The organism is Psychroserpens sp., assembly GCF_036960315.1.
Taxonomy (GTDB): Bacteria; Bacteroidota; Bacteroidia; order Flavobacteriales; family Flavobacteriaceae; genus Psychroserpens.
The window spans coordinates 44,674-59,787 of sequence record NZ_JBALVR010000009.1; the positions used below are offsets into that span (position 1 = coordinate 44,674).

Annotated in this window: 11 protein-coding genes; 5 read left to right on the top strand and 6 right to left on the bottom strand. The window is 32.2% G+C overall.

Features of this window, described 5'->3' with window-relative positions; genetic code table 11:
- Positions 1-16: 16 nt before the first annotated feature.
- The gene (locus tag V7719_RS14450) at positions 17-1,060 is read left to right on the top strand and encodes a flavin-containing monooxygenase (protein WP_335730642.1); all 1,044 of its coding nucleotides are present in this window, start codon (positions 17-19) and stop codon (positions 1,058-1,060) included.
- A gap of 107 nt (positions 1,061-1,167) precedes the next feature.
- Here V7719_RS14450 and V7719_RS14455 read toward each other — a convergent pair whose 3' ends face one another.
- The 3 genes from V7719_RS14455 to V7719_RS14465 all read right to left on the bottom strand — a co-directional run bounded on the left by V7719_RS14455 (position 1,168) and on the right by V7719_RS14465 (position 4,604).
- Positions 1,168-2,163 carry a nucleoside hydrolase gene (locus tag V7719_RS14455; protein ID WP_335730643.1) on the bottom strand — a complete coding sequence of 332 codons (996 nt, stop codon included), beginning with the start codon at positions 2,161-2,163 and terminating at the stop codon, positions 1,168-1,170.
- A gap of 342 nt (positions 2,164-2,505) precedes the next feature.
- Positions 2,506-3,834 carry an exonuclease domain-containing protein gene (locus tag V7719_RS14460; protein WP_335730644.1) on the bottom strand — a complete coding sequence of 443 codons (1,329 nt, stop codon included), beginning with the start codon at positions 3,832-3,834 and terminating at the stop codon, positions 2,506-2,508.
- Positions 3,831-4,604 carry an XRE family transcriptional regulator gene (locus V7719_RS14465; RefSeq protein WP_335730645.1) on the bottom strand — a complete coding sequence of 258 codons (774 nt, stop codon included), beginning with the start codon at positions 4,602-4,604 and terminating at the stop codon, positions 3,831-3,833. Before V7719_RS14465 ends, V7719_RS14460 begins: the two co-directional genes overlap by 4 nt.
- Before the next feature lie 52 nt (positions 4,605-4,656).
- Here V7719_RS14465 and V7719_RS14470 point away from each other — a divergent pair, with 52 nt between their 5' ends.
- The 3 genes from V7719_RS14470 to V7719_RS14480 are packed head-to-tail and all read left to right on the top strand — an operon-like array spanning position 4,657 to position 9,597.
- A complete protein-coding gene (locus tag V7719_RS14470) occupies positions 4,657-5,871 on the top strand; it encodes a DNA polymerase Y family protein (RefSeq protein WP_335730646.1) in 1,215 nt (404 codons plus the stop codon).
- Positions 5,871-8,828, top strand: coding sequence for a DNA polymerase III subunit alpha (locus V7719_RS14475; protein WP_335730647.1), 2,958 nt, complete (start codon positions 5,871-5,873; stop codon positions 8,826-8,828). The genes V7719_RS14470 and V7719_RS14475 overlap by 1 nt, the downstream gene beginning before the upstream one ends.
- Positions 8,829-8,859: 31 nt before the next feature.
- Entirely contained in the window at positions 8,860-9,597 is a 738-nt protein-coding gene (locus V7719_RS14480; protein ID WP_335730648.1) for an SOS response-associated peptidase, read from the top strand.
- 60 nt (positions 9,598-9,657) lie between these two features.
- Here V7719_RS14480 and V7719_RS14485 read toward each other — a convergent pair whose 3' ends face one another.
- From V7719_RS14485 to V7719_RS14495, 3 genes are all read right to left on the bottom strand, one after another.
- Complete coding sequence (locus tag V7719_RS14485; protein WP_335730649.1) at positions 9,658-10,326, bottom strand: RluA family pseudouridine synthase; 669 nt, start codon at positions 10,324-10,326, stop codon at positions 9,658-9,660.
- A 209-nt stretch (positions 10,327-10,535) separates the two neighbouring features.
- Positions 10,536-11,912 (bottom strand): sensor histidine kinase, encoded by a 1,377-nt coding sequence (locus V7719_RS14490; RefSeq protein ID WP_335730650.1) that lies wholly within the window; start codon positions 11,910-11,912, stop codon positions 10,536-10,538.
- A gap of 11 nt (positions 11,913-11,923) precedes the next feature.
- The gene (locus V7719_RS14495; protein WP_335730651.1) at positions 11,924-13,306 is read right to left on the bottom strand and encodes a sigma-54-dependent transcriptional regulator; all 1,383 of its coding nucleotides are present in this window, start codon (positions 13,304-13,306) and stop codon (positions 11,924-11,926) included.
- A gap of 548 nt (positions 13,307-13,854) precedes the next feature.
- Between V7719_RS14495 and V7719_RS14500 the strand changes: the two genes are divergently transcribed.
- Complete coding sequence (locus V7719_RS14500; RefSeq protein WP_335730652.1) at positions 13,855-15,114, top strand: efflux RND transporter periplasmic adaptor subunit; 1,260 nt, start codon at positions 13,855-13,857, stop codon at positions 15,112-15,114.

The window sequence follows — 15,114 nt, forward strand, 5'->3', positions numbered from 1 at the left end:
TAATAATAAGCAATAGATGTTAGATTATGTAGTGATTGGAGGGGCGCAAGCAGGATTGTCTATGGCTTACCATTTGAAAATAATGGGAAAAAAGTTTATAGTTCTTGATGGAGAAAAAGAAGTTGGTGCTTCATGGCTGAATAGATGGGACTCTTTAACGTTATTTACACCAACTGAATACAATCATTTACCAGGTTTGAAATTTGAAGCTCTCAAGGGGCATTATCCCACTAAATTTGAAGTTGCTAACTATTTTAAATTATATGTAAAGAAATTTGAGATTCCTGTGCAAATTAACACATTAGTTACATCGGTACGTAAAACAGAAAAAGGTTTTTATGTTACGTATAAAGATGGTGAAATTGAGGCTAAAAATATAATTGTTGCTACAGGGCCATTCCACATCCCGTATACGCCTCCATGTCATACTAAACTATCAGAAAGTATCCTTCAAATGCATAGCAACTATTATAAGGGTGTGCATCAGTTGCAGGGAGGTGATACATTGGTAGTTGGTGGGGGAGATTCTGGATATCAAATCCTAGACGAAATTTCTAAAGATAAATCTAGAACTGTTTATTTTTCTGGTGATACCAAAGTGAGATCAATACCAAATAAAATTTTGGGTAAAACACTATGGTGGTGGTTTACATTGACCGGTTTTTTAAGTTATAATAAGTATAGTTGGATAGGAAAGAAAATTAGTTCTTTTACCCAGCCGATTATAGGTACTGATGTTAATGAAATCCTTTCTAGAGAGAATGTGATATCTGCCGGGAGAACAAAAGATGCATTAAATGACGAGATCATTTTTGAAAAGGAAAAAATTTCTACGATTAAAAATGTTATTTGGGCGACAGGTTATCGTCCAAATTTTAAATGGATAGAAGGATTGGAACTGGATGCAGATAGCTATCCTAATAATTACAGAGGGGTATGTAACATAGAGGGGTTGTATTTTATTGGCCTGCCATGGATGTACACTCGAGGATCGGCTACTTTAGGCGGCGTATCAAAAGATGCTAGTTATTTAGCTAACATAATAAGTAACAAGAATTAATTTTAATACAGGTTTGTATAAGTTGTTCGGTTTTCTTTTTTTTTTCAAAATGACATAGAACGATGAGTGTAAAATACGTTTTAATTTATTTTACACCGTGTTATGGGCTATTTAAAGTTTAGCGTTTTAAGTTGTTCCACGTAATAATCATAAAACATCTTTACATTAATACTTGATGCGATCTCGATAGTTGATTCAATTGGTTCAATCTTTGAAATAAACTCGACCTTCATGGTCCCTTGCTTTACTGGATCAGGGGATGTATCTACTTCAACAAAAGCACTTTTAAAGGTGAACAGGTCTGGCTTGCCAAGAAAAGATGTTGCGGCCGTATCCCAAAAGCTAAATCCATATTGAAAGGCTACTAATGAATACATTTGTGCTGCAAGTGCTAAAGCAGGATACTTGTTGCTCTCTGGTAAAAAATACTTTCGAATAATTTCTCTTGACAACGTAACGCTATTTGTGACATTGAGGGGGAATATTTTGATTTTAATACCTGAGTTTAAAACTTCTTGAGTTGCTTGTGGATCCCAGTATACATTCCATTCTGCATTAGGATTTGCTCCTGGAGCTATTCCTGTATCAATATTTCCAAAGGGCGTTTCTTCAGTAATGTAAACTCCTCCCATCCATACTATTTCAGAAACTTTACGTGCAAAATTAGGATCATTTTTAATTGCATTTGCGATATCGGTTACTGGAGAAAGGCAAAGCAAGGTTACAGGTGAATTATTATTCTCACGATAAACTTTATCAACCATGCTCTCCAAGGGAAAATCCATTTGAGGTTCAGGAACTACTACATTCTCTTTGTATTGATTCACTACCGGAAAAAGATCAACCATTAATGAGTATTGACGATACGTCCAGGGAAAAGGATTCCAGGCTCTTGAGCCTGACACGGCTACATGGACATCCTTCGTGTCGATTAGGTCAAGAAGTTTACTACTGACCTTTGCGGTTGGATAGCCTTGACAGTCAGCATTAATTACCATGATTCCTTTAATACTGACATTGGGCATCGAGGCCGCAAATAGAATTGACATTAATTCGTCAGTAGCTCCGTCATGAATAATAATTATATTTTTTGTTTGAATCATATTATCTCTGTATTTTTTTTCTAATCGTGATTTGTAGAATCTTCCTTAATTCATCCATAGTCTGTTGTAGGATTGCCTATAACAATTGGATAAACACAATTATGGTTATTTTATAATTAGTTTTCATTTTCATTATTCTTTGAATATCTAATTATAAGCTTTATTATAAATCGAAAATACACCTAATGATTAGGTCTATTTCAAATCTAAGATAATTAAGCTGTTACAAGCTGCTTCAGGTATAAATACCCGTTAATAAAAATAGAAGAAAACACGTAGGAGAATGATTATAGATTCAGAAATAATCCTGGATAAAATTGTTTTTTTTAAACTCGTTGTGCTTTAAATTTTCGTTCGTAGTATTTTTTGTACATCTAAATTATCCTTTTGAGGAATTAAAAAATGCTCCAACTCATCTTCAGAATTAATGGTTTCAGAATTATCTATAAATCCATAACCTAAGTAAGTACCATCTTTTATGAGAATGAAGGCATCTTCGTTAAGTGTACGCCCTTTTTCTTTTATAACTTTCGATTCGGAATCATTCTTTATGGATTTGATAGCATCCGAGACACGTGTATTATAATTTGTATGTGATTCGATGTCTTTACAAATACCTTTACACGTTTTTATACTATGATGGGAACAGTGCGTAACACCCTCTTGTAAATGGCAGTACTTAGGGCATAAATTATGCTGTAGACAAATGGTTTCTAAAAAGGCTCTACACTCTCTTATACTTTGGAGAATTTTTATAGAATTTGGACTTGACTTTAAAGTATTATAAGCTAAATGTATTATACCATTTCTATCTTCATAACTGAATATTCCATAAGTCTTAGGCTTACGTTTTGCTAATTGATTGAATTTAGGGAAGTGATGCTTAATAGCTGCATCTTCCATGAGAAGTGCGATGAGTTCACTACCTGATAATTCATAGTCAATATCCCTGGTTTCTCTACACATATCAAGTGACTTCTTGGTTTTACTATAGAAGTGATTTAACACTCTTTTTTTTAAGTCTTTTGCTTTTCCTACATAAATAATTTTGCCTTTTTTATCTTTAAAATAATAGACTCCAGCAGCATTTGGGATAGCATTAAAAACCGAAGAAGGAAGGTGTGAAGGAAGCGTTCCCTCTTTGGATGATTTTTTTAAAAAGTCATTGAATACAGATTCTGAACCTTCTTGATTCAATAGCATTTCAAATAATACAACCGTGGCTTGTGCATCACCTTTGGCTCTATGTCTGTCTGTGATTTTAATATTTAAATCATTACAAAGTTTTCCTAAACTATAGGATCTGTGACCTTGTAACAATTTTCTTGAAAGTCTAATTGTACATAGTTTTTTTCTGCGGAAATCTATGTCTATTGCTTTAAATTCATTTCTTATCACATTGTAGTCAAAGTTAACATTGTGAGCAACAAAAATGCTGTCCTGTGTTATTGTTAGAATCTCATTTGCAACCTCTTCAAAAGTTGGCGAGTTGGCAACCATAAGATTATCTATACCTGTTAGAGCTGTTATGAAATCAGGAATTAGCATTTGCGGATTGACTAAGGTCGTATATTCATCTATGATTTGAGTACCATCATATTTGAAAATGGATATTTCAGTAATTTTATTACTGTGACCAGTGGTTTCAACATCAATAATGGTGTACATCATTTTAAATGTTTTTCTAAGGCTTTCAACTCTACGCCTAAATCATTGAACATAGACAAAATGCTACTTATCTTTAATTCTTCTTCGCTGTACTCTTGTGTGTTTATACTACAAGTAAACTCCCATAACTCTAAGACTTCATTAATTGGAACACTGTATCCATGATATAGCTTATTGTCGGATATTAATAATAAAGAGCCATTCAAATCAATATTGTTCATGACACGCTTATAAACCATACCATCATTCAAAGTAACAAGCACATACGTTTTGCCTGTCTTGATTTCTTGTCTGTCTTCAATAAAACGACCAATAACAAATGATCCATCTTTCATTGGGAGCATAGAGTCTCCTTTAATTGGAAATGCACGATGTTTTCCAGTAGGTAAAAAAGGTAGTTTAATTTTTTGAAGTTGCTCAATGTATTCTGGATCATCGTAACCTGCTAAATATCCAGCAGAGGCTTTCACAGGTACAACTTCTATTAAATTATCATTATTATCATCAACTGTAATAGGGAACAAAACACGTTGATTGCCTATTTCAATAAATGATGAATCCTTAGATTTCGTTAAATCATTCCTTAAAAGAATATCAATGGGAATCTTAAAATAATCAGAAAGCTTGATTAATACTTCAATAGTAGGAGCAGAACGGTTCTCTTCATAAGATCCAATTCTTGAGCGCGTTATACTTAATTCTTCAGCAAGAGCTTCTTGTGATAGCTTTTTAAGTGATCTTAAATGTTTTATGTTTTTTGCTATTATTATCATAATACTACAAATGTAAGCAATAATTACTAGAATATGTAGCTAATTTTGTAACATGGAAAAAAACATATTACATCTTGATTTGGATACCTTTTTTGTGTCTTGTGAGCGCTTAATTGATAGTCGTTTGCAAAACAGACCATTATTAGTTGGTGGTACTGGTGATCGTGGTGTAGTTGCAGCATGTAGTTATGAAACACGACTATTTGGCGTGCATTCTGGTATGTCTATGAAAGTTGCAAGGCGTTTATGTCCAGAAGCAATTGTAATACGTGGTAACTCATCAATTTATACTAAGTATTCACATTTGGTGACGGAAATAGTTAAAGAAAAAGTACCCGTTTTTGAAAAGGCTAGTGTTGATGAGTTTTATGCCGATTTATCAGGTATGGATAAATTTCATGGATGCTATAAATATGCTTCGGAACTCAGACAGAAAATAATTAGGGAATGTGGACTGCCCATTTCATTTGGCTTGTCAGGAAATAAAATCGTTTCTAAGGTGGCTACAGGTGAAGCGAAACCAAATAATCAGCTAAAAATAGATTCAGGTTTTGAAAAGGATTTTTTAGCGCCATTATCTATTCGGAAAATACCTTCAGTTGGAGAAAAAACATATCAAGTGCTACGCAATTTGGGAGTTGATAAAGTAAGAGTGATACAACAGATGCCATTGGAAATGATGGTAAGTGCATTAGGCGTCAATGGAAGAACCATTTGGAAAAGAGCGAATGGTATTGATAATTCACCATTAATACCTTTTCATGAACGAAAATCTATTTCAACAGAACGTACATTTAATAAAGATACTATTGATATGGTGAAGCTAAGGACCACCATTTTTGCAATGGCTGAAAACTTAGCATTTCAATTAAGAAGAGGCAATAAATTGGCGGGTACCATTAGTGTGAAAATTCGCTATTCTGATTTTAATACTTACAACAAACAAATCAAAATATCGTATTCAAGTGCAGATCATGTAATTATTCCAAAGGTCTTAGAACTTTTTGAAAAATTATATCAACGTCGTTTATTGATACGCTTAGTTGGTGTCAAGATTAGTGATATTGTAACGGGTAATTATCAAATTAATTTATTTGATGACACAGTAGAAATGTTGAGCCTTTATAATGCTATGGATACCATTAGAGATCGTTATGGTGAATTGAGTATTATGCGAGCATCTTCAATGGGAGCAAAGACTATTGGAAGATTTCAAAATCCATTTAGTGGAGAACCACCAACTTTATTAGCACATAGAAAACAGTAATGTATATCAATTGTCATACATATTATTCCTTACGTTACGGTACGTTTTCTGAAGTTGATTTATTAGAGCTGGCAAAAAAAAATAATATCAACTCATTAGCGCTTACTGACATAAATAATACTTCAGCATGTTTAAATTTTATCAGAAAAGCTAAGGAGTTCAATATAAAACCTATTGTCGGTATTGATTTCAGAAATGGATCTAAACAATTGTATGTTGGTCTTGCTAAAAACAATAAAGGTTTTAAAGAGCTTAATGTGTTTTTATCACATCATTCTGAAAATAAAATAGCGTTACCAGAGGTCGCTCCAGCTTTTAATAATTGCTATCTTATATATCCTTTTGAGCAGGTTTTAAAGTTAGAAAAAGACGAATTTTTAGATAATGAGTTTATCGGTGTGTCTATTGAAGAATTGAGAAAACTGAGATTTTCTAACCTGAATAATTATAATGATAAGTTAGTTATTCAACAAACAGTAACCATAAGAACCAAAAAAGATTTCAATGCGCATCGCTTACTAAGAGCTATTGATAAAAACACGTTATTAAGTAAGCTTGATAAGTCAGAGGAATGTAGGGTAACAGATAAAATGCTTGCTTTAGAAGACATTAGTAAGGCATTTATAGACTTCCCAAATATTATTAAAAACACTAATAATATCTTAGACACTTGTCATATAGATTTTGGCTTTGGAAATAATCGTGAATCACAAAACTTAAAACTATATACCACTTCAGTTGAAAACGATTATGAGCTTTTAGAAAAACTTTGTTATGGCGGTTTAAATAAACGGTATTCTAACCCAAATGATAAAGTGTTAAAGCGATTAAAAACGGAATTAAAAACGATTAAGGATTTAGACTTCGTTTCATTTTTTCTTATCAATTATGATATTGTGTCCTATGCTAAAAGTAGAGGCTATTTTCACGTTGGCAGAGGTAGTGGAGCAAATAGTATTGTTGCCTATATAATTGGTATTACAGATGTTGATCCAATTGAATTGGACTTGTATTTTGAGCGTTTCATAAATCCGTTTAGAGCATCTCCACCTGATTTTGATATTGATTTCTCTTGGAAAGACAGAGATGATGTGACTGCATATATTTTCAAAAGATTTTCAAATACAGCATTATTAGCAACCTATAATACCTTCAAGTATCGAGCTGTCGTTAGAGAATTAGGTAAGGTTTTTGGGTTACCTAAAGAAGAAATGGATAAGTTAAGTAAGGGCAATTATTCTGTTTCTAATTTAGATGATATTTCAAAGTTAGTATTACGCTATGGAAAGTTAATCGAGGGATTTCCAAATCATTTGAGTGTGCATTCTGCTGGTATATTGATTTTAGATAAACCGATTCATTGTTATTCAGCAACCGATTTACCACCTAAAGGATTTCCAACAGTTCAGTTTGATATGATTATAGCAGAAGATGTAGGCGTCTTCAAGTTTGATATTTTAGGTCAGAGAGGCTTGGCTAAAATCAAAGAGGCTTTAGAAATTATAGCAGAAAACAGACCTGATGAACCACCAATTGATATCACAAACGTTGAAGCCTTTAAAAAAGATAAAAAGATAAATAACCTTTTAAAAACGGGTGGAGCCATTGGTGCATATTATGTTGAATCTCCAGCTATGCGAGGCTTAATGCAAAAGTTACAAACACAAGACTATTTAGGTTTGGTAGCTGCCAGCTCAATCATAAGACCAGGCGTTTCAGGTTCAGGTATGAAAGACGAATTCATTAAACGTCATCGTTATCCTGAAAACAGAAAAAATGCACACCCTATTTTATTAAAAATTATGCCTGATACTTATGGCGTTATGGTGTATCAAGAGGATGTCTTAAAAGTGGCTAATCAATTTGCAGATTTAACGCTTGGGGAAGCTGATGTATTAAGACGTGGTATGAGTGGAAAATTTCGTTCAAGGGAAGAGTTTGTCGCTGTTGAACAAAAGTTCATTTCGAATTGTAAAACAAAAGGGTTTAGTGACGACTTGATATTTGAAGTCTGGAATCAGATTAAAAGTTTTGCTGGTTATGCTTTTGCTAAAGGGCATTCTGCATCTTATGCTGTAGAAAGCTATCAAAGTTTGTTTTTAAAATGCTATTATCCATTGGAGTTCATGACTGCTGTATTAAACAATGGAGGCGGGTTTTATAGTGCTGAGCACTATTTACATGAGGCACAAAAACAAGGTGCTATAATTTGTTTGCCATGTGTTAATAATAGCGACCATCCAAACCGATTGATTGGAAAATCAATTTACTTAGGTTTTGGTTACTTGAAAAATTTGGAAACCTATACCGTCCAAAGATTGCTTACAGAACGACAATTGCATGGTAGTTATAATTCCTTAGATGACTTTATAGATAGAGTTGCAATAAGCATTGAGCAACTAACCATTTTGATAAGAGTGGATGCTTTTAGGTTTGCAAAATTGACAAAGACAGAATTGCAATGGCAGGCTATTTTTAAACTGAATGCAAATGGAGTTAAGAGTCGCCAGTCAAAGTTGTTTAAGATTCAACATAAGGAATTTAAGTTGCCAAAGTTGGATAATAATTGGATTGAAAATGCATATGATGAAATGGAACTTTTAGGTTTTCCAATATGTAATTATTTTAGCTTGGTTAATACAGATATGAAGGATGGTGTTTTGGCAATTCAAATGAAAGATTTCATTAACAAACAAATTCTGATTTATGGTAGTTTGGTTACGACACGCTTTAACACGACATCAAAGGGTAAGTTAATGCGTCTTAGTACATTTATAGATTCTAATGGCGACTATTTTGATGCAGTCCATTTTACTGATGTTGTAGATAAATACCCGATCAATGGTTTAGGAGTTTATGCCTGTTATGGAAGAATTACAGATCGATTTGATTTTTATAGTATGAATATCGTTTGGAGTAAGAAGTTGCCTATTATTCCTGATCCAAGAAATAGTTAATACTTTTTATTATTTTTAATAAAAAACAACCATGTGCTTTCATACTTCACAAACAAAAAAAGTCAAGTTCCTTGAAAAGAGATATGATGCCGAACTCACTAAAAGTGATGCAAGAGATGCATATGATATACCTCGATATCATCTAAATGGATTTGCTCATCCTGATATGCTAATTATACCGCAAGAAGGACCTACAGCTTTAGCACCTGCTTTATGGGGAATAATACCAAAGAATAAAAAACAAGAGCAAATACGAGATTATTACAAAGAAGCGGTAAGGTATGGTGGAGGTTTAAACGCTCAATCAGAAAAATTATTCGATCATTTTATATATAAAAATTCTGTGTTTACAAGACGTTGTATTGTGCCAGTTTCTGGTTTTTTTGAACCTCATGAACATAAGAGTAAAAAGTATCCATTTCATTTCAAGCATAAAGATGATGACGTATTATCTTTAGCTGGTTTGTATACAATTATTGATAAGGTAGTTACTTTCACCATCCTTACAAAAAAGGCGTCACCACTATTTGCTAAAATTCACAATAAGAAAAACAGGCAACCAATTATTTTGCAAAATGACTTCGAACAAGATTGGTTGAAAGATGATTTAAACGAAAATGGGATAAAGGAATTGATTCATATGGATTATCAAGAAGATGACTTAATTGCTTATTCTGTGAGCAAAGATTTGTTCAGTCCTAGGGTTAATAGTGATGTTGAAACTATTATTGAAAAAATTGAATATCCAGAGTTACCAAAAATAGTATGATTTGAGTTTGGTGATTCTTTTTGATTCTTACTGTAATGACCTCTGTTTTAGCTGCAAAGTTTATATTGATTTGAATGTCCAGAAAGCGTTTTTTGGCAAGGGCGCTTCGAAGGTTTTGAATTCTTTAGAACCAGAGACTTGATAAGTTAATTTCCATGCATGAAGGCAAATAGATAGCGGGAAGTATTTTTGATCTGAACCATATTTTTCATCTCCAATAATAGGGAGTCCTATATTTGCTAATTGGGCTCTTATTTGATGGAATCGACCAGTTTTTGGTTTTATTTCTAAAAGATAACCAAAATCGTTTTTGTCTATAACTTGATAAGAAAGGTTGCATTCTAGGGAGTCTTTTGATCTTGACGGAACTATATCTGCTCTTTTCTCTAGGTTATTTTTTACGAGAAAATTAATTAAGTTTTCTTTGTTCTTTTGTGGCTTGTTTTTAACAATTGCCAAATAAGTTTTTTGAACTTTCCGGCTACTAAATAGATTATTAAATTCCACAAGAATGCTTTTTTTCTTGGCGAGAATCAATACGCCACTTGTCACGCGATCCAATCTATGTATTATTCCAATATAGGGCTTCCGTTTATTTTTTAAAAGGAGATTAAGGACTTGACTCTCAACAGTACAATCTTCGTAAGGACTTTTTTCACTTATAAGTCCAGCCATTTTGTTTACGACTATATAATCGTTGTTTTCATGGACTACTTCAAGGTTCGACATTAGCAGTTTTCTTTTTCAAATTTCAAAATAGTATTAATACGTACAATTGCCATCTGATTATCCAAATTTTAGTCATTTAAATTAATTGTTGGTCAGGAAAACTGACACTAGTCATTCCACTTTCTTTTTATGGAATGATTTATTGTATGTACTCTCGACCACTATGCTTCCATCAATAAGCAATTAATTATGCACGATGTTAGATTTTGTTATTGTTTAAACACAAGTGAAAATGAAGAATAAACACCAACTTCGGAATTGACTAATAAATTTCCTCCATGCTTTTTCATAATATTTTTAGACAAACTCAACCCTATTCCTGATCCGTTTTTCTTTGTCGTATAAAAAGGAATAAAAATTTGATTCTTAATTTTCTCTTCAATCCCTTTTCCATTATCATCAATACTAATCACAGTTTTATCAGACTCAATAGCACAATTAATTTTTATCATTGGATTTTCGACACCAACAAGCGCATGAATACTATTATTTATCAAATTAATTAAGACTTGTTCAATCAATTTTGTGTCTGCCATAATAGTTGCATTAGCTGGAATATGTGACAACTTCATCGAAACATTAGCCTCTTGAATTGATGGTTTCATCAATAATTCAATTGATAATAAAAATTTCTTAACATTAGTTTTATTCAATATAGGAATTGGAACATTAGATATCGTTCGATAGTCCTTAACAAAAGCTAATAAGCCATCAGATCTTTTCTTAATGGTCGTTACAGCCATATTAATATCCTGAATATCTTCGTCATCCAAAGCTTCAACTTTTAATAAGTTTCCTTCAATGTCTTCAGTTGTTGATTTCACAGTGGATGCCAAAGAGCTTACAGGTGTGAAAGAATTCAACATTTCATGAGCTAAAATTCTAATCACATTATGCCAAGCTTCAATCTCTTTTTGCTCAATTTCAGAACGAATATCCTGAAATGTAATAATGAGATACGTCTTACCTAAGAGTTGTATTTCAATGGTTTCAAGCGACAACTGTTTCTTTTCGGTTTCGTCACCAAAGTCAACCAAAGTTTTACCGCCTTCTGCTGTTTTTTTAATTTCACTAACCAACCATGGTACATTATTAGCAAAACGATGCCAATATTTGTGTTTTGGTTGCTGAAGAATATCGCAAGCTGCTTTATTTAAAAATAATATTTCTTCTTTAGATTCATTGGTATATAAATCTTCTTTTTTTATAGATATGATCCCTAAATTAACATGCTCTAGTACATATTTGAAGTATTTGTATTGGGCTTCTTTTTCAATTTTATTACGTTTAAAAATTTTAATAATTAAATTAAAGTCATCAAACACCTTTGCAAAGGAATCTCCCTTTTTTGATGGCGAAAAATAAACGGAATAGTCTTCATTCTTTAAAGCATCTAGAAATTTTACCAAGGAATAATTAGTATTGTTTACATAGTGAATTAAGAGCATGACTTGAAGAAATATCACAAGTCCTACACCTAACGTGCTAAACCACAAGCTGTTTAATGCAAAATAAGAAAAAAGCACACAACTAGCGAGTATGAGTATAATACGAATAACGACTTGTAATGTGAATCTTTTAATCAAAATAGTGAATGTTATAAATTAAACTTTTCTAATCGGCGATAAAGCGCAGCTCTGGTTAAACCTAATTCTTTAGCAGCCTTAGAAATATTACCATTATATTTATCCATTGCTTTTTGAACTAATAACTTTTCGATGTCTTGCAAGTTTAAATTATCAAATTCATTGCTTTGAACTTCATTTCCTTTAGGGATAATAGTTAGATTAAAATCTGTAGGCAAAATTTCATTACTATCAGCCATAATTACACCACGTTCTATAGTATGCTGAATTTCTCTAACATTTCCAGGCCATTTATGATTTTGAAGCACTTTCAAGGCTTCTTTAGTTATTTTTAAATGAGACTTCTGGTATTTTTCGCTATATAAATGCAAGTAATGATTTATGAAATCGGTGATATCGTTTGGTCTATCTCTAAGTGGAGGAATGGTAATTTCTACTGTATTAATTCTAAATAATAAATCTTGCCTAAACTTACCGTGAGCAACCCATTCGTGAATTGGGACATTTGTGGCAAACAAAAGTCTCGCATTAAACGGTCTTTCAATACCTTCTCCTAGTCTCGATGTCTTTTTGTCTTGAAGTACTGTTAATAATTTTGACTGCAAATTCAAGGGTAAGTTTCCTATTTCATCTAAGAAGAGTGTACCATCTTCAGCCATTTCAAATCGACCTGGCTTGTCTTCTAAAGCATCCGTAAAAGCACCTTTTTTATGTCCGAAAAGTTCACTTTCAAAAAGGCTTTCAGACAAAGAACCTAAATCAACATGAATAAAGGGGCCATTGTTTTGTAAAGATTTTTTATGAATTTCTCTCGCTAAATGCTGTTTTCCTGTTCCATTTTCTCCTAAAATAATAATATTTGCCTCAGTCACACTTACCTTATCTATGGTATTCATAACATCTTGCATTGCATCAGAATCACCAATAATTGGTCCGAATTGCTGCTCATTATTTTTTAATAAAGTTTCATTAGTATGCTTAAGAATAGAGATTTTATGATTTGATCTACTCAATGTGAGTCCTGCATGAACTGTTGCCAAAAGCTTTTCATTAGTCCAAGGTTTTAGTATAAAATCGAAAGCGCCTAATTTTATAGCATTAACAGCTAACTCCACTTCTCCATAAGCTGTCATTAAAATAACGACCATTTTAGGATTAATTTTCAATATATGTTTAAGCCAATATAAACCTTCTTTACCATCGTTAAAACCAATACGATAGTTCATGTCCAAAACAATAACATCGATTTGTTCTTTGGAAAGGATTTGATTTATCTCTTTTGGATTGTTACGTGTAATGACATTATCAAAGTGCTTTTTTAATACCAATTTTGCCGACAACAAAATATCTTCATCATCATCAATAATTAAAATTGAAGCCTTAGCTTTTGTCATATTATAGGATCTATTTATTTTTCACTAATGTACAAAATGTTCGATAACGAACAATAAAATGTTCGATAATGAACACTTTAAAATAATCCATAAAAACATAAACACCTTATCTACAGTGTTTTAACTTTTGTGCTTTTTCTGGCACATTGATTGCCCTTAGCTAGTCAAAATAAAAACATATCATTATGAGAACATTAAGCAACAATCAATTATCAGAAACTATTAAGTATACAAAAAGCCATGCTTGGAATAGTAAAAGACGTTACAGATAAGTAACGAATTCATAAAACATCATCATCAATCTATAAAAACAAACAGTATGAAAATAGCAATCATAAACCGAACAGGACTTGAACAAAAGCAAAATAAAATGTTGCTTTTAATGAGTAGTGAAAAAATCCGTTTTTCAGAACTTAATAGACAATTCTATAACATTTAAATCTTTAAACAATGATTTCAGTATTAATTAAAATTGCAGATTTTATAGTAGATGTTGTAGTACTCTACTTATTCTAAACACATAGCATTAGAAAAAAATAAATGTCACAATGAAACAAATAGGAATGGATAAACGTATAGAGAAGAAAAAGTGGAACCAAACTAAAACACTATATGTGATAGGTGTTATCGCTTTTTTAATACTTTCTGGTTTTGGTATAGGCGCAATAAATAAAAAAATATATAAAGTAGATGGCTCTAGAATTGCAGTGAAAACTGTTACAGAAGGAGATTTTCAAGATGTAATTTTAATTGATGGTGACGTACAACCTATAAATCTGGTATTAGTAAATACGATGGAAGGTGGAACCGTTGATGAAATTTTTGTTGAAGATGGAATCTTGGTAGAAAAAGGAACGCCATTAGTGAAATTAAATAACCCAGCAGCCACTTTGAGTTATATGAATCAGGAAACTGCCATAATAGAGCAAATAAATAATTTAAGAAGCTTAAAATTATCGTTAGAAAAAGATCAAAGAGATTTATCAGAATCTTTAATCGACAGTGAGAATAGTTTAGCAGATGTAGAGCGCGCATATAAAATAGATTCCGTTTTATACGACAAGCAAATTTTAGCTAGAAATAATTATACAAACTCTAAAGAATCTTATAAATACCAGCAAAAGAAGCGCGATTTTACTGATAAGAATGTAACCAATAGTAAGCGCAATAACCTAACACAGATTCAGCAAATTAATAGATCAATATCTTTAATGCATAGAAACTTAGAGTTTATTCATGAGAGCATGGATAAAATGTTAGTTCGTGCTCCAGCTTCTGGTATGCTATCTTCCTTTGATCCTGTAATTGGAGAATCTTACTCAAGTAATCAAACGGTTGCTAAAATAGATGTTCAATCTGGTTTTAAAATTAGAGGGCAAGTAGACGAGTACTACTTAAGTATGGTGAAACGGGGACAATTAGCACGTTTCTCTTTCGATGGAGGACTTATAGACCTTAAAGTGAAAAAGGTCCTTTCTGAGGTGGTTAACCGACGTTTCGAAATCGAGTTAGTATTTGTAAATGACCCTCCGAAATCTATAACTAATGGACAATCATTACAAGTCCGTTTAGAACTTTCAAAAGCTCAAAAATCAATATTAATTCCAAGAGGTAGTTATTTTCAATCTTCAGGAGGTCAATTTGTATATGTTATTAATGGTGAAGATGAAGCCTATAAACGTTTTATAAAACTTGGAAGTCAAAATCCTAGCTATTATCAGGTATTAGAAGGTTTAGAAAAAGGAGAAAAAATTATTACATCATCTTATGATGAATTTAAAAATTACGAATCAATCAAAATAAACTAA